Origin of the sequence: Ligilactobacillus sp. Marseille-Q7487, from assembly GCF_949152225.1 — a bacterium.
In the GTDB taxonomy this organism is placed as follows: Bacteria; Bacillota; Bacilli; order Lactobacillales; family Lactobacillaceae; genus Ligilactobacillus.
Window position 1 is genome coordinate 1,763,068 of record NZ_CASCJC010000001.1, and the last position, 16,585, is coordinate 1,779,652.

A 16,585-nucleotide genomic window follows, 5' to 3' on the forward strand; every position below is an offset into this window, starting at 1 on the left:
TCCTTTCTATACTCATTTGATCACTGAATCGACGCTTCAAAATCTTTGAGCGCTTTAAAATAGCGATCTTGATCATGAGCAATCTTAAACAGTTTGCGTTCAACGACTATACAACCAATACTGCCAACTACTAGCAAAATGGCTAAGGCCCCTTTTCCGGTTGGCTTGATAAAAGGATACAAATTCGTAAATAACGGTGTATACAAGCTGATTAACAGACAAATGTTAATGCTCAACTGCAACCAATAATACCAATATGCTTGGGGCAAATGGCGACTAGGTTGACGGTATTGCTTAACTTGCTCGGCACATACTAAAACCAAACCAACAAGTAAGCAAGCTGGCAAAATAAGCGTCATCTTGCGCATACTTGCTAGCAAGATCAACCAGTAAAGATTCATGAAAAAATAGCCTGCCGTAAAGTAGCGCACCAATAAATAGCGGTTAAAATGCATATTACGCAAACTCGTTTGCCTTTGTTTAGCTTGTCTTGACGTCATTTTGAATCGTTCCTTTCGTACTTAACAACTATTGTTTTATGCTAAATCTGCACCATTTGTCTTGATAACTTTTTGATACCAGTAAAATGAATCCTTGCGTGAACGCGCCAAAGTTCCGTTACCTTCATCATCTTTGTCGACATAGATAAAACCATAGCGCTTAGACATTTGTCCTGTTCCTGCAGATACTAAATCAATGCAACCCCATGGAGTATAACCCATCAAATCTACACCATCTTCAAGCACGGCTTTTTTAACTTCTTGTATATGTGCCCGTAGATAATCAATACGGTATGGATCATGGATGCTGCCGTCTGCTTGTACCTCATCGACGGCGCCTAACCCATTTTCTACGATGAACAATGGAAGATGATAACGGTCTGTCAAAAGATTTAAGCTGTAACGCAAACCGACCGGATCGATTGGCCAACCCCAATCACTGGCTTTGAGGTTTGGATTTTCCACTTGGGCTTCATGCGGATCTGTGAGTTGGTCGACACTAACTTTTTGGGATGAAACGCTCATCGATTGATAGTAACTAAAACCAACATAATCGACGGTCCCTTCGCTTAAAACGATTCGATCTTCGGCCGTGATATCTGGTCTAAAGCCTTTTTTCGTGATATAAGCTTCGATGCCCGCTGGATAATAGCCCCAAACTTGCACATCGGAAAACCAGTTGCGACGTTGATCGACTCTTTGTGCCAACAAGACATCTTCGGGATTAGAAGTAGCCGGATAAACCGGGGTGTAGTTGATCATCGTCCCAATCATGAAATCAGGATTGATCTTTTTACCTTCCTTAACCGCTAACGCACTTGCCACTAATTCGTAATGGGCCGCCTGAAACATTTGGGCTTCGTTGTCTAACTCGTTATCTAACAACAAGCCTGAATTGGTACACATCAAAAAATCATTGTTAAAGCTACTTTGATTATCGATTTCGTTAAAGGTCATCCAGTATTTAACCTTGTCTTTGTAACGTTTAAAACATGTCACAGCAAATTTAACAAAAAAGTCGATACACTTACGATTAGCAAATCCACCATAAGCTTCTACCAGATGATATGGCATTTCAAAATGTGCCAAGGTGATTACTGGTTCGATTCCATACTTGAGGCATTCGTCGAATAAATCATCGTAAAACTTTAACCCTGCTTCGTTTGGATTGGCATCATCCCCATTTGGAAAGATACGTGTCCAAGCAATCGAAGTTCTAAAACATTTGAAGCCCATTTCAGCAAATAGCTTAACGTCTTCTTTATAATGGCTATAAAAATCAATTGCCTCATGGTTAGGATAATTTTTACCAGGAAGTACACCTTTTGTGATTTCACGGGGCACACCATAAGCACCGGCCGTCATGACATCGGCAACCGAAATACCTTTGCCATCGGCTTGCCACCCACCTTCTAGTTGATGAGCAGCGACCGCACCACCCCATAAAAAGCCTGCTGGAAATTGATTTGCACTCATTTTAAGCACTCCTTTATCATGATTTTGCAAAAAACAATTTGGAAACGTTAACTGTAAGTGTTTCCATAAAAGATTATAAGTTATTGGTACAAATTTTTCAAGTGCCTACATCTAAAAAAATGACGGTTAATACAAAAAGTATCGCTTCAATTTTACAAAAAGCCTTATTTGCGTACGTTTTCAAACACCGATATTTATTTTTTTAACTGTTTTTTCACCCTAAAAGTCAAAGTTCATGCTATATTGTAAAATATGAATATTTAAGAGAGATGAGAATTATGACTTTAAATGTATACTTAGTCCGTCATGGACAAACTTTTTTAAATCTATATAACCGCCTGCAAGGCTGGTGTGATTCGCCCTTGACTCCTAAGGGAATCAACGACGCACATAACGCTGGACAACATCTCGCACATATCGCTTTTGATGCAGCCTATCACAGTGATACAACACGGGCGATGCGCACGTGCCAATATATTCTAGAAGAAAATGTTGCTACACCTGTCTTGCCTAACCCACAAATGTTGCGGAATTTTCGTGAACAAAGTTTTGGTTACTTTGAAGGCAATGATGCTGGTCAAACCTGGTTAATGGTTGGAGCTAGCCATGGTTGCCGTACCTATGATGAACTGATTGATAAATTCGGCGCAGCTGCCACACGTGATTTTTTGAAACAAACAGACCCTTTCCACCATTGTGAAAACGATCAAGAATACTGGCAACGTATCCAGGCTGGCTTTGATTATCTTTATCAACACCACACCGATGGTCAAAATATCTTACTTGTCAGCCACAGTATTACAATTCGAACAATTGTCGATCGTTTTGCTCCCGAATATCAAGCACCCAAAAACGGCCCTAAAAACGGTGCAGTAACTAAACTAGCCTTAAAGCAAGGAAAAATTGAGGTCTGCTATTATAATCACTATCAAGAAACGCAAAACTACTAAACTCTTTTATCTTGTACTATACTGTATAAAAAGATGCTGCGTTAATTTTCAAACAACCCATGGAGCTTTTAAAATTTTTAGATCAACAAAAAAAGACAAGGATGATCCTTGTCTTTTTTTAGGCCTAAAGTCCTAAACTACATAATAAAGCTAAAAAAATGATATTCCACAATGAAAAAATCAATAAGAAACGCCCTTTTTGTTCAGGGTAATTAGCGACTAATTGTTTATACGAAATCAAACTAGCCATCGAGGCGATCAACGTTCCTAAACCACCCAAATTAGTGCCAATCAACAAGCTTTGATAGTCATGACTAAACCCTGCTAATAATAAGGCTGCCGGCACGTTACTGATGACTTGGCTAACCAAGATAGCCACCCCGCGCACATTTTGGGCTAACACGTGTTGAATCAAGTGACTAAACGCGTCCACACGGGCCAGATTTCCAATAAAAATAAAAAAGCACACAAAAGTCAGCAATAAACTATAATCAACTTGCCCTAAAAGCTTGCGATTTTCAAATAAAATGGCTAAAAGAATCACCAACAATAATTCTAACGGTGGTAAAATCTTGGCGACACTTAGCAGACATACTAAAAATAAACCCCAATAATAAGCTAGTTTACGCGTATTTAATTGCAGTTGATTTGGATTAACCTTAACAGTTAAGACTTGCTTTGGGAAAAAAAGCCAAACGCTAATAACCAAACCAAATGCTGCTAATAAAGTATACGGCAATAAAACAGCCACAAACTGTGGCAAAGAAAAACCTGAAATCGAATATAAGTAAAGATTTTGCGGATTGCCAATCGGTGTCAACATACTACCTAAATTACTTGCAATCGTCATTAAGGTAATCACTAAACAGACACTTGCTTGCATCTTAGCTAGCCTTAAAACCAATAAAGCCAGCGGGACAAAGGTTAACAAGGCTACATCGTTAGTAATCAGCATGCTACTAAAAAAACACAAGAAAACCAAGGTTAACACTAGGCTGCGTTTAGTTTGGATTTTTTGTAATAAAGCTTCTCCTATGTATTCAAAAAACGCTTGTTGTTTTAAACCGGCCATCACCGCCATCAAACAAAAAAGTACAATCAACGTATGCCAGTCTAAATAATTTAAATACGCCGCATCTGGTTTTATTAAAAAACATGAAAAAATGGCTAATAAAAAAGCCACTCCTAAGACTGTTTCCTTCTTAAAAAAAGTGATGATTTTTGTCAATTATATTCCCCTCTTTGATCAGCTTAACAACAAAATCTTATCACACTCTTTTTAAGCTTTGAAGTCCCAATTAATTTAACCAAGCCACTCCTAAAGTCAAATAACTAGCAAATAAAATCCATAATAGATATGGCCAAAGCAACCAACTAGCCCAACGATTGACTTGCTTGAGATAATAAATCAAATAAGCAACAACAAGATCTAAGATAATAATCAAACCAAAACCTAACCAATAAGCACTACCACTAAAAAAGACAATGCTCCAAATAAAATTAATCAGCATTTGTAAAAAATACAAACCACATCCTAAGGCCTTAGGGCTTGTTTTAGTTTGCCAAAATAAATAAAACGATACCGCAATACTCAAATATAATAACGGCCAAACAATTCCAAACAAATAATTGGGCGGTGCTAATGGTGGTAAAACTAAATTGGCATAGACTTGCTTGATATCACCAGCAAAAAGGGCCGATAAGCCTCCAAGTCCTTCGACAACAATAATGATGACAATTAAGCCACCAAAACGTTTTAGACGTTGCATAACCTCGCCTCCATTTCTTAACTTCATTATAGTCTTAAAAAAAGATTTCCTCTAATAATTCAACTCATTTTAACAGGTACCTGTCAAAAAGTTCTTGCATTTATAACCGGTACCTGTTAAACTTTAAATATCAAATCACGAAAGTAGGTCACACAATGGAGCAAAACACCGAACTATACGTTAAACTCTATCAGCTGAATCATTTATTAAAAAAGACCTTCATTGCCGAAAATCATCAGCTTGATGGTATTCAAAACTTCAATTGGGGTCAAGGAAAAATCCTTGCCTTATTAAAAGCTAAGGATGGTTTATCAACCAAAGAAATGTCTTATCTTTTAGGTATTCGGACCTCTTCTTTAAACGAATCACTCGCTAAATTAGAAAAAAATGGTTATATTACGCGTGAACCTTCGCTTAAAGATAAACGCATTATTCTTAACAAATTGACCGCTAAAGGGCAAAATTTGCAGCGTCCCCATACTAAAGTCGCTGATATTTTTGATTGTTTAGACAACCAACAACAACAAGCCTTCAAGGAATGCTTAGATTTGCTACTTGAAAAAACAAACGCTAAGCTCGAACAAATTCCTGGTATAAAAGATCAAAATGCTAAAAAACAAGAACTGTTAGCTAAGCTTTTTCAAGATCCAACAACTGATTTTAGCTGCTTTAATTTCATGGACGAACTAGGTTCACTTGATTGTCCATATCATCAATAACTAACTGTGAGGGGAAAAATATGACAACTGCTAAAAAAAATACAACATTTGCCTTGAGTATCTTTGTCATCGGCGTTTTTATGTCGGCCTTAGATAACGGGATTATCTCAAGTGCACTTTCAACTATCAATTATTCTTTTCATGTCAGCGAAGTCGCCGGAAGCTGGGGTATTACCCTTTATACGCTAGGTATGGCAATCTCAACTCCAATTATCGGTAAACTTGCTGATAACTATGGTCGTAAAAAACTTTTCTTAATTGAAATTGCTTTATTTGTCTTTGGTTCATTGCTAGTGGCATTAAGTCCTAATTTCACTTTCTTTTTGGTGGCACGTTTAGTGCAATCATTTGGTGGTGGCGGAATTTTCATTATCGCTTCAAGCCACATCTTATCAACTTATCCTAAAAAACAACAAGGTAAGCTATTAGGTATTTTAGGTTCTGTTAATGGAATTGCTTCGATTGTTGGGCCTAATTTAGGAAGTTTAATCTTAAATTTGACCGGTAAATGGCATATGTTATTTATGATCAACTTACCCATCGCCATTTTCGTCTTGATTTCTGGAATTATCAGCATTCCTGAAACAACTAATGCCAACGATAAAAAAGTTGATCTTAAAGGTTTGAGTTATTTAACTTTGGCGATTTTAAGCTTTATGTTGGCTGTAACCAATGTCCAAAGTGGCTCACTTTTGGCAAGTTTAACTTCTGTTACTTTCATCTTACCGTTAATTTTAAGTATTATTTTTATTGCTTTACTTTTAAATACCGAAAAAAACGTCAAAGATCATGTCGATCCATTCCTACCATACAACTTATTAAACAATCAACGCTTCGTCTTAACGCTTTTGATGGGCGCTTTGTCTGGTATGTTAATCGCTATTTTCGTCTTTATTCCAAGTTTTGTTGAACAAGCTTATGGAATCAGTGCCAACAACAGTGGTATTTACATGAGCGGCATCGGTCTGGGATCGATTTTTGGGGCTGGCATCGGTGGTGCTTTAGTTACCAAAATGGGGGCTCCTAAATCAATCGTTATTTCTGGTGCTTTATCAACTCTTGGATTTGGTTTAATTGCTTTGGCTTCTCCTAATCCATTAACCTTTATCTTGACTTCAACTGTGGCCGGATTAGGCTTTGGGATGTTGATGGGAGCGCCATTATCAGTTTTAATGTCGATGATTGCTGGCCCTAAAGATAGTGGCGTGGCTTTAGGAACACTATCTGTTAGCCGCCAAATTGGTTTAACAATTGCACCGACAATCTATGCTGCTTTAGTGCAACAACAAATGTTTAATAGCTCATTAGCTAAGAATTATCCCGCTAAATCAATTGAGCAACTTTATATCAAATTACAAAATATTGATAATTCTTCCTTACGTCAACATGTCTTGGAAATCTTCCATCAAAGCGCTAAAGGTGCTTATCAACATTTATTCTTTGCAGCTGTGATTTTTTCAGCTATTATCTTAATTTGTGGAGCATACCTTAAGAAAAAAGCACATTAAAAAAGAACTCTTTGCTGTTTAAAAAATAGCAAAGAGTTCTTTTTTATTAGTGTCGCTTATAAATAATTATTCCACCCAAAGCAACTAAGATAGTTATTCCTAAACCAATTGCAATACCATAATTAGCTGTTGCTTTTTGCGCCTTAGTTTTGGCTTTAGTTGCTGATTTAGTTACTTTATTTTTTGTTGCTTTTTGTGATGACTTTTGCTCATCGGTTGACTTAGTTTCTGATTGATTTTGCGTTGCTATATCTGAAGCAGTTATTTTTTCTCCTGCTGTTACAACTTTTTTAGAAACAGCAGGTGTATTTTTTGCCGTTGTTTTAGGTGTATCTGTCCGAACGACTCCTGTTTCAACTGTTTGATTATCATTTGACGAATCATCGACGACAACCTTTTTTTGTAGTTGTTTAATTGCTGTCTGTAGTTGAACAACTATTTGATCAATCTGAATTTGTGTCGCACTATTCAAATATAATAAATGCTTAGCTTGAGCCACTACTTGTTGGAGCTTTTGCCAACTATCTGAAGTGTAATCTTGTTCATTTAATTGTGAGATTTGCTTGATTAAAGTTGTTAATTTACTCTTATCTACCTCTTTTTTAGGAACTAAATTTGCTTGTAGCTTAGATAACTGATACGCCAGATTTAAAACTTCAGTCTGGGTTACTTCAGTTTGTTCTACTTGATCAAGCAGTTCTTGAGCTTTGGCCAAAGTTTCACTAAACTTAGTCGTATCTTGATATTTATCAAGATCAACTTGTTTAGCTGCAGTAACTGCATCCGTTAGCGTTTGAATATCTATACTCGTCGCTAGTAATTCTAAATCGTTTAAACCTTGGGCTAGTTTTTCTGCAACTTGATCAATCTTACTTTGCTGAATTGTTGGCGTTTCTAAAAGCTTTTCTGCTTCCTTCATTATTGCTTGCACTTTTTGATAACTGTTTGTTGTATACTGACTAGCATCTAATTTATCAAATTGATTCATTTCAGCTTGAAGTTTGGAAAAATCTGAAGCTTGTTCATATACAGCAAATTCTGCAGCCGAAGCAAATTGATTCTTAGCACTCAAAATTTCTAATTTGACATATTGGGCTTTAGTAGCTGCAAACTTCACTTTTTGAACTTCATTAACATCTTTGAAAGTTCCTTGATCAACTACTTTAGTCCAAGCATCATCTTTAGCTTCTTTGACATATAAATTATATTTTTCAAGCTTCCCATTATCGCCACCTTGTGGACGTTGTAAATATGAAAATTGATTAAGCTTATAAACCTTTCCTAGATTAATTTCCACTATTGCTGGATTACTTTCAGAAACTGCAAATCCTGCATATGCACTATGCCAAATTGTATTTGGATTATTATCAAAAGCTAATTTAATTGGGCCTTCATTTCCGGTTTGCGCCTGTTGTGTATTAGCCGAGACTACAAAATTATCAGCTGCAATTTTGACTGCATCGCTAACCTTTGGACGAGATAACTTATTAGCTAAGCTTGCATTCAATTGTTCTAAAATATCATAAAATGCTGCTGCGCTAACATTTGTTTGACTTTGCAATGCTTGTAATTTTTGTTTGCTTGCCTGAATAACTTGCCAATCTTCATCTAAGAAATATTCTTCTTTTACATTAGTTTGGGCTATAGCCGTTGCAATTAATTCAGCTTGACTTTCAGGTTTTAATATTAATGCTTGATAAGCATTCGTTAAAGTTTGTGTTGCATTTGCAATTTCACTTTCAGTTACCCCCGCTTTCAAATCAATTGCTTGAGCATCATTTAATGCGGATAAAAAGCTTTGAAGTTCTTTACCATCAACAATTGCGTTGCGGTCAACTAATTGTGCTTTTTTAATTGCTTTATGCAATTGTGTACGATCAACTAATGGTACAAGTTTATCTTTAGCTTGATTTAAGTTACTTGTCATTTGTTGAATTTCTTTAACCGTTACTTTTGACTTAGCTAAGAGCTTATCTGCTTGAGTTAAAATACTTTGGAAAGTTAGCCAATTTGAATCTTGTTTATAATCTGTAATCTGTAATGTTTTTAATTGTTCAACTAAAGTTTGTAACTCTTGTTTTTCTTGTGACGTAGCATATTTATCTAAATTTTCTAAAGCTTTTTCCAGCTTTTCATAAACTGCTTTAATTTGCTCATTTGTTGCGTTACTATTGTCATACACCTCTTGGGCTGCCTTTTTAGCTGTCAACATTGCTGTATACGATTTTTCAGTATAATCTTGTGGTTGTAACGCATCTGCTTGTGCAATTAATTCTCCTAAAGTTTCATGATTAATCGGCTTTTTAGCTTCAACATAGAAATTATCTAAATAATATTCTGATCCACTCTTCTTGGTTACATCGATATAATAATCATCATAATTCCCCGTGGTAAACTTAAGCTCTAAATGTCCATTTTGATTTTGTAACGTTGCATCTGTGCTAGCGATTACCGCATGCTCTGTATCATTTGCTTCTTTGGCTTTGTCAGATTTCACAGCTAAAGTAAACGCATTAGCTGTTGGAGATTTATAATCTATACCTACAGTATATTCAGTATTTGGTTCTAATCTAACAGTTGATGGTAGCGTGCGTAGATAATCGCCTGCGCGAATTTTTAATGAATAATCTCCAGCAATTACATCAGTTGTGTATTCAGGATTAATTGGATTTCTTTGTGATAAATGTGATTGATCAGATTCTGTCGATACAAATGGTCCAAAGCCTTGATCAATATTTTCAAAATCTTCCCAGTACAAATATTTTGTTGGTTGTGGATTTTGTCTTAGCGTGACCTTTGCTACTCTAACATCATCAAAATCAACTTGAAAATTTTCATCTTTTCCATTAGCTACACTAAGAACCAACTTAGCTGTTGTTGCTTTAGCTACAAAAGTAACCTTCATTCGTTGCGCATAAGTCTTGTATTTATCATTATGGTGAATTCCATAGATAACATTACTCCGTGTCATATAATTTGTAACTGTTTGGTCACCATTTTCAACACTAATTGAAGCTTTACGTCCATCATCTGTGATTGCCCAGACGGATGCACTATAAGCTTGTCCTGGAACTAAATTAGTCATTGTTTGACTCACTTGTCCATCTTTGGTTCCCGTAATATATAGATGTGCATTGCCTAAATTATTATTTTTTATTTGAATATGGCTTACATCACCTGAGCTTGAACTTGGTTGCCAATTCTTAAAAGTATAAGAATCAAATCCCATATCTTTGATTGGCGAACCTTGTGACCAATCAACGTTAGCTGCAGTTTTAATTTCAGCTTTAGCTAACTTGTCCTTATATAAAACATATCCTTGTTTAGCTTTGGCATCAATTGTAACTTCACCATTTGTCACCGTTAAAGTTTTAGCATTAGTTTTACCTTTTTCATCTAAATTATATAGTGTTACGGTTTTAACATTTTTCCAAGAATTTGGTAATTGCCAAGTTGTTGTACCACCTTCACGATTCCAATGGTAAATCTTAGATTCATTATCCCATGGAATAAATACTTTATTACCCTCTAAAACTTTTTTACCATCTTGTGTAATTACATTTACGTTATTTTCAATTTTGGTTACAACTTGATTATTTTTACCTAAAACAGCTTGATTAGCAGTATATTGCATTACTGGATATTGAGCTAAATATTTGTTAGGTAGGACTTTTTCATAAAATGCTTGAATTGCATTGTAAAAATTCTTAGCATTTTGCCATCCATCAATCCCCACATCATCAGATGCTCGATCAGCTTCTCCATGGAAAAGTTGATCATTAGCAAAAATATCAGCTTGGTTATTATCTACAAATCTTACTAAATTTCCTGCACCGCCAAAATTCGAACCAATATGATGTGCAAAAACACTATAAGATACCATTTCATCCACATATTCAGTCCCAAGAGCCATCCCACGTCGATTAATATTATCCACTAACTTATACATTGGCCATCTTGTTCCAAAGAATACATCAATATATGTTGTTGCAATTTTATTAGCTGTATCCTTATCGTAAAGTTGACTAAAACGTGCATCTAAACCATTTGAGCTCGTATCTAAATCATCATTTTCACGAACAATTTGTTGTGCGGTATCATACCATGACCATGCACCTAAATCAGTTTTGATTTTCCCATATTCCGGTGACTCTGGATATACATCAGTTTGATTAATATGGATTCCAATTTTGGCATTCCATTTCTCAGCATTATCAAGTAATGTTTTGAAATCTTCCAAACCACCTGCATGTTTATTATAGTTTGCAAAATCTGGATGCGAAGAATCATGCCCTTCTCCTTGATAGCCTTTAATAATGATATTTTGCCCAAAATTATCAGTTGCTAATGACATTTTTTTTGCATTATCCAAAATACGTAAAAATGGATATTGCGCTTCAGAACCAACATTCATTGCAATCATGCTCCAATTGCTAGTTGCTATATCGGCTCCTGTCTTACGTGGTAAACAATCATCACGTAAAGCAATTGCTCCATCTTGATAATCAACTTTATTATCTTGATTACGGTCTTTAGTAATAGAAACCTTAGTCCACATATTATCTCCAAGTTTCTTACCATCTAAACCGCGATAAGCATATTCATTCATCCATAAACCCGTAGAAGTATGATCTCCAACGTTAAATGTTTGATAAGCAATTTCATGACGATTTTTGTATGATTGTTCCCCAATTGCGGCCGCTACATTATCATTACTTAAAACGGCCAAAGTCGTCTCATTATATGTCTTTTGTGCAGTAGCCTGTGCTAGTTGTAGAGTTGTTTCATTTTGATAATTATTTACTTTTAAACTTGCATTAGGCTCTTGACTACTCATCGAAACTAAACTTTGTCCTGGAAAATTTAGAGTATATAGTTTTTCATGATCGTCAATTACATTAGCAATTTTTAGAGTTAAAGTATTGTCTTTAACTTCAAAAATCACATCAAATGACATCGCAAGTTCATTAATTTTTACATGATAAGTTATCGAACTAGGATTTACCTCGCTTTTTACTTCTGGTTTGTATAAGGTATTATTAACTTCTAATTGATGCAAAGCTAATTCTTGGCCGTTAATTGTTTGGCCATCTAAATCATAAGAAATTACTCGAGGAAAATCTTTATCTAATTTAACTGTCATCTGATTAGATTTAATTGTTGTTTCTGTTATATCTTCTGTAACAACTTGTGGTGCTTTAGCAGTTTGTTGCTTAAATTGATAGACATTCATGCCTGTACTATTGCTACAATAAAATCCAACTTTACCTGGATTTTGTGTTATTCCATTAACTTGTCCAGTATAAATTTCTTCATTATCAACAAAAATCGTTATCACATCGTCAATAACACGAACTTTGATTTTATAGGGTTTAACTCTACCAGACAAAATAAAACCACTATCTTGAATATCTGCTACTTTTCCTTTAGGGGTATAAACTCCCCAATTAGTATAATGTTGTCCATATTGACTTGCTGGTCCAACATAGAGATAATCATTTGGTGAATTATATCGTAAAACCACCCCGTAATTACAGTTATTATTCATCGGATCATATAAAAATTCAACTTCTTGATTTTTTAATGTTTCTGATTGCTGATCAATGAATAAACCATCACCTTGCATTTGGGCTACTTTATTATTTTCATTCCAAACTAAATTTCCATTGCCAGTAACTTTTTCAAATCCTGTAATTCCTTGGCTAAAGTCTCTTTGATAAGACACTTCTTTATCTGGTTTATTAATCATAATACTACAAGTTTTCTTTTGCCCGTCTGAAAACTCAAATGTTAAATCTGTATTAGCAATATCCTTAATTTTTGCTAGATAACTCTTTTTCAAAGTTACTGTTGCATTTTTTAAATCATAATCAACATTAGCGGTTAGACTTTCTTGTCCATTTTTAATTGCTACCAATTTAGGTGTAGTATCATTCAAATTAATTTGAACATCATTTTTTCCAACTTCATCATAATCTAAGGCTATATTACTAGGTGTTAAAGTTATTTCTTTAGCTAGTTGCCCGGTCTTAATTTGCGTAAGATTTAACTGACAATCATACCCATCAGCCTTTACCCCCCATAGGCGCATTCCAATTTTTCCTGTTTTAGGATTAGCAAATTCACTAATTACTTGATTAATAATCTCTTTACCATCTTCAAGGACTCTAATTGTTGTTCCTCGATACTCTACTTTAATTTTGTGATTTTCCCCGGTAGTGGCAAAACTTTGTTTAGTTGAATTAACACTTCCCCAACTTCCATCGCCCTTAAACCAAGTCCAATTGCCACTATCAACTCCGATTCCTTGCCAATCGGTTGGATTATTATAGCGGAAGATAATCCCAAAACGAGCATTCTTGATATTATTGATATTCATCTCAACATATCCATCTGTTCTTGACTCAGCTTTGGTATCTGCAAAAATTGTATTATCATCGGAATTTAAATTTAAGTAATTCCCAAAACCTTCATTTTTAATCGCCAAACTACCATTGCCACTTACTTTTTGCCATCCTGATAACTCATCTGTAGTCGATGCCTTTGAATGTGCAGTCGTTGTTTGAGCATAAGTAATTAACGAGCCAAAAGGTAATAAATTGGTACACATACATGTAATTGTCAAAACTGATAACAATTTCTTGTTGATTTTCCTCATGTCAAAAACTCCTCTTAAAATTCTTTAAGCGCTTACAAAAAGAAGTATAAACTATTGAATAATCACTATCAAGCACATTTTTTAGTAAATATACAGCTTAATCTAATGTTTTTTACATAATATAAAACCAATTTTTTGAACGAACTTAATATATTAAATCCCACAACTATACCATTCAAAAAGCTAACTTCAAAAAAATAAAAAACATTCAGATTTTTTACAATCTGAAGTGCAACAAAAAAGTTAGACAAAAATAAAATATTTTTAAGCAGCTAAGACATAGGTTTGGTAATCAACCGGACTCATGTTTTTTGTTTTATTGGAAATTCGATCATTATTGTACCAATTGACATATTTGTTAAAGAACTGTGTGAACTGAGAAATATTCTTTTGGCAAGTTTTGTTGTTCAACCCTGATCTGATCCACAATTATTGTTTTCTCCTTAGCTTTGAGGATCCGAACAGGGTCAACGATTTTTTTAAGATATCACGCTCCATTTTGGCTTGACGTAATTCACTCTTTAGTGCCGCAATTTCATCACTTTCCTTTTTTAAAATTTTACGTGCATCCTTCTTTGTCATTTTTGACATCTTACTTGGCCTACCTTTCTTCTTGGGTTTCAAGACCTCAGATCCACCTTCCATAAACAACTTCAACCAGATAGATATCTATGAACACAAAAGATTATGGGAAGACGCTGCTTTGGACATTGAAACATCATTATTTAGGTAGTAGTTTATCACACGAAGTTTAAAATCAACAGTAAATTTACGTTTGAAATATCGTAATTTCAACCCTTCGGGTCCTTTTAAATTGTATACAGTCCACCATTTTTTTAAGGTATCTTTTGGTAAAGAATACTTATTTTCTAGACATCGTTGTGAACAGCCAGTATCTAGGTATTCTTGAATAAGATCTAATTTGAATTTTTGAGTATATTTAGTCATACGAAAAAAGCACCTCACAATTGCTAGACTTTGTCTAACAATTGTAAGGCACTTCAATCTGAATATTTTTTGTTTACATTGCTTGTTCTTGCATTTTTTCGTTATGTTCACACACTTTGAAGAATGGCAGATAAATAACCATTGCTACAAAGATTAAAGCAATCCAAAAGACCACGTTACGCCAATCCATCGTTGACATGTAGGCTTGAGCAAAAAATGGTGTAAATGACGGATCAACAATATAACCTAGACTGATCAAACCAATCTTTTGTGCTCCATAAGTCAACAAGAGGTTTACGATTGGTGCTAAGATAAATGGAATACCTAAGATCGGGTTAAAGACAATTGGACTACCAAAAATTACGGGTTCATTAATACTACACATTCCTGGAATAAAGGATAAACGTCCAATACTACGGAATTTTTCAACACGACTAAACATCATCAATAAAACTAACCCTAAAGTATTGCCGGCTCCGCCTAAAACGGAAATTCTAAACATTTGCAAGTTGATCAAATGGCTAGCTGCTTGGCCATGATTGATTAAATCAGCATTCATCCCACTTTGTGAAACACCTAGGGCAAACAAAATCGGAAAGACGATACTTGTCCCGTTAACGCCGATTAACCATAAAAAATTACCGATTGTCACGATCAAGATAAAGCCCCAAAGATTTGTTGCAATCGAGGTAGCCGGTGTCAATAACTTCGTGATAAATTCAGGGAAAGAAGCATGTGTCCAAGAATGAATCAATAAATTAGCACCATAAAAGACCAAAATATTAACTGTTAATGGAATCAATGAATTAATAAAGGTCGTCACCATTGGCGGTACCGTGCTTGGCATATTAATCTTTAAACCATCACGATCAACTAAGCGATTTAATTCAACAGATAACAACCCAATTAAGATTGCCACAAATAAACCGTTAGTTCCCAAATAATCCATCGCTAACTTGTTATCTTTAACATCGGTCGCTACCATCATGAAGATGATTAACGCCATCATTCCATCCATTGGAGCGTTGCGCTCATAGGTTTTACTTAACTCATGGCCAATTCCAAAGGCACAAACAATCCCATAGATGCCCATCGTCATGTTGTAAGGCAAGGTGATAGCATCATAGTTAGCCACCGCAAAGTCCTTCCAACTAGCCATAAAATGCATGAAAAAGTTGGCTGTTTCTGGGTTGTATCTATCTAGGTTAATTGGGGGATTCGCAAAAATCAAGAAAAATGACCCAATCACCAAGAAAGGCAAACCAAACATCATCCCGTTGGCGATTGCTTGTAGGTGCCGTTGATTACCTAGTTTGACGCCAATTGGCGAAAGAACCTTATCTAATTTTGCAAGCAGTCCATTTTGCATCGTGATTAAAACTCCTTTTCTAATGTTGATTAAACTTGATATGGATTAAAAACAAAAGCACTATCAATGATCTTGCTTGGATCATAGTCTTTCATCAATTCGTTGTATTCTTCATAATAACCATTGTCCACTTCCATTTGTGGAATAACCTTGCTTGCTTCGTGTAAGAAGTGCATGCTATCGCGCCCCATTTCTTGTCCGCGTTTAGTGTGTTTATCCAAAGCATAATCAGGAATTTCTGGCACATAGCCTTTGTTAAAGTTTTTGATAACAATATTTTTCAACAAGTCAGAGGAGCGATCCTTAGTAGATTGGCATAAATAACGAATCGCATGCACAAACATCATGGCACGATCTGGTTCGCTGTATTCAAAGTTTTTACGCATTTGGTTTAATGTATTAACAAAAATTGGTGCATTAGGATTACCCATGCCGATATCTTCAACAGAGATAGCTAGTAAACGACGCCATAATTTTTCTTCAAATTGTGGTGAAGAAATATACATTTCATAAGCAAATTCAACCGCAGCACGTTCTTTACCACGACGGATTGATTTTTGCAAAGCAGAGATTACTTCGTCTCCAGCTAAACCGTTACGTGTAGTCGTGCGTGCCCATGGATCAGCGATGAACTCTTTTTTTGCTTGGCAATTTTTGTTATTATTTTCTTGTGACATATTTTGTTACT

Annotated in this window: 12 protein-coding genes; 3 read left to right on the forward strand and 9 right to left on the reverse strand. The window is 35.3% G+C overall.

Features of this window, described 5'->3' with window-relative positions; genetic code table 11:
* Positions 1-20 precede the first annotated feature (20 nt).
* Positions 21-500 carry a hypothetical protein gene (locus tag QM017_RS08675; RefSeq protein ID WP_178195269.1) on the reverse strand — a complete coding sequence of 160 codons (480 nt, stop codon included), beginning with the start codon at positions 498-500 and terminating at the stop codon, positions 21-23.
* A gap of 36 nt (positions 501-536) precedes the next feature.
* Entirely contained in the window at positions 537-1,976 is a 1,440-nt protein-coding gene (locus QM017_RS08680; protein WP_282709509.1) for a 6-phospho-beta-glucosidase, read from the reverse strand.
* A 278-nt stretch (positions 1,977-2,254) separates the two neighbouring features.
* Between QM017_RS08680 and QM017_RS08685 the strand changes: the two genes are divergently transcribed.
* The gene (locus QM017_RS08685; RefSeq protein WP_282709510.1) at positions 2,255-2,926 is read left to right on the forward strand and encodes a histidine phosphatase family protein; all 672 of its coding nucleotides are present in this window, start codon (positions 2,255-2,257) and stop codon (positions 2,924-2,926) included.
* Between the two features lie 124 nt (positions 2,927-3,050).
* Here the strand turns inward: QM017_RS08685 and QM017_RS08690 are convergent, their stop codons facing one another.
* Both QM017_RS08690 and QM017_RS08695 read right to left on the reverse strand, forming a co-directional pair.
* Positions 3,051-4,154, reverse strand: coding sequence for an SLC13 family permease (locus QM017_RS08690; protein ID WP_282709511.1), 1,104 nt, complete (start codon positions 4,152-4,154; stop codon positions 3,051-3,053).
* 70 nt (positions 4,155-4,224) lie between these two features.
* On the reverse strand, positions 4,225-4,695 hold the full coding sequence (locus tag QM017_RS08695) for a TspO/MBR family protein (RefSeq protein ID WP_178195261.1): 471 nt from the start codon (positions 4,693-4,695) through the stop codon (positions 4,225-4,227).
* Positions 4,696-4,850: 155 nt separating this feature from the next.
* Between QM017_RS08695 and QM017_RS08700 the strand changes: the two genes are divergently transcribed.
* Positions 4,851-5,414: a MarR family transcriptional regulator gene (locus QM017_RS08700; RefSeq protein WP_178195259.1), complete on the forward strand. Its 564-nt coding sequence runs from the start codon at positions 4,851-4,853 to the stop codon at positions 5,412-5,414.
* 20 nt (positions 5,415-5,434) lie between these two features.
* Positions 5,435-6,922, forward strand: a complete 1,488-nt coding sequence (locus QM017_RS08705; protein WP_282709512.1) for an MFS transporter — start codon at positions 5,435-5,437, stop codon at positions 6,920-6,922.
* Between the two features lie 46 nt (positions 6,923-6,968).
* Here the strand turns inward: QM017_RS08705 and QM017_RS08710 are convergent, their stop codons facing one another.
* The 5 genes from QM017_RS08710 to QM017_RS08730 all read right to left on the reverse strand — a co-directional run bounded on the left by QM017_RS08710 (position 6,969) and on the right by QM017_RS08730 (position 16,574).
* Positions 6,969-13,580 (reverse strand): endo-alpha-N-acetylgalactosaminidase family protein, encoded by a 6,612-nt coding sequence (locus tag QM017_RS08710; RefSeq protein ID WP_282709513.1) that lies wholly within the window; start codon positions 13,578-13,580, stop codon positions 6,969-6,971.
* A gap of 429 nt (positions 13,581-14,009) precedes the next feature.
* Positions 14,010-14,171, reverse strand: a complete 162-nt coding sequence (locus tag QM017_RS08715) for a hypothetical protein (protein ID WP_282709514.1) — start codon at positions 14,169-14,171, stop codon at positions 14,010-14,012.
* A gap of 78 nt (positions 14,172-14,249) precedes the next feature.
* Positions 14,250-14,528: a transposase gene (locus QM017_RS08720; protein ID WP_282709515.1), complete on the reverse strand. Its 279-nt coding sequence runs from the start codon at positions 14,526-14,528 to the stop codon at positions 14,250-14,252.
* Positions 14,529-14,601: 73 nt separating this feature from the next.
* The gene (locus QM017_RS08725; protein ID WP_282709516.1) at positions 14,602-15,897 is read right to left on the reverse strand and encodes a PTS transporter subunit EIIC; all 1,296 of its coding nucleotides are present in this window, start codon (positions 15,895-15,897) and stop codon (positions 14,602-14,604) included.
* Positions 15,898-15,926: 29 nt separating this feature from the next.
* Positions 15,927-16,574: a hypothetical protein gene (locus tag QM017_RS08730; RefSeq protein WP_178195252.1), complete on the reverse strand. Its 648-nt coding sequence runs from the start codon at positions 16,572-16,574 to the stop codon at positions 15,927-15,929.
* Positions 16,575-16,585: the final 11 nt, after the last annotated feature.

Coding starts and splice junctions, on each gene's coding strand:
- QM017_RS08675 (WP_178195269.1), bottom strand. CDS start 500: ATGACGTCAAGACAAGCTAAACAAAGGCAAACGAGTTTGCGTAATATG.
- QM017_RS08680 (WP_282709509.1), bottom strand. CDS start 1,976: ATGAGTGCAAATCAATTTCCAGCAGGCTTTTTATGGGGTGGTGCGGTC.
- QM017_RS08685 (WP_282709510.1), top strand. CDS start 2,255: ATGACTTTAAATGTATACTTAGTCCGTCATGGACAAACTTTTTTAAAT.
- QM017_RS08695 (WP_178195261.1), bottom strand. CDS start 4,695: ATGCAACGTCTAAAACGTTTTGGTGGCTTAATTGTCATCATTATTGTT.
- QM017_RS08700 (WP_178195259.1), top strand. CDS start 4,851: ATGGAGCAAAACACCGAACTATACGTTAAACTCTATCAGCTGAATCAT.
- QM017_RS08705 (WP_282709512.1), top strand. CDS start 5,435: ATGACAACTGCTAAAAAAAATACAACATTTGCCTTGAGTATCTTTGTC.
- QM017_RS08710 (WP_282709513.1), bottom strand. CDS start 13,580: ATGAGGAAAATCAACAAGAAATTGTTATCAGTTTTGACAATTACATGT.
- QM017_RS08715 (WP_282709514.1), bottom strand. CDS start 14,171: ATGTCAAAAATGACAAAGAAGGATGCACGTAAAATTTTAAAAAAGGAA.
- QM017_RS08720 (WP_282709515.1), bottom strand. CDS start 14,528: ATGACTAAATATACTCAAAAATTCAAATTAGATCTTATTCAAGAATAC.
- QM017_RS08725 (WP_282709516.1), bottom strand. CDS start 15,897: ATGCAAAATGGACTGCTTGCAAAATTAGATAAGGTTCTTTCGCCAATT.
- QM017_RS08730 (WP_178195252.1), bottom strand. CDS start 16,574: ATGTCACAAGAAAATAATAACAAAAATTGCCAAGCAAAAAAAGAGTTC.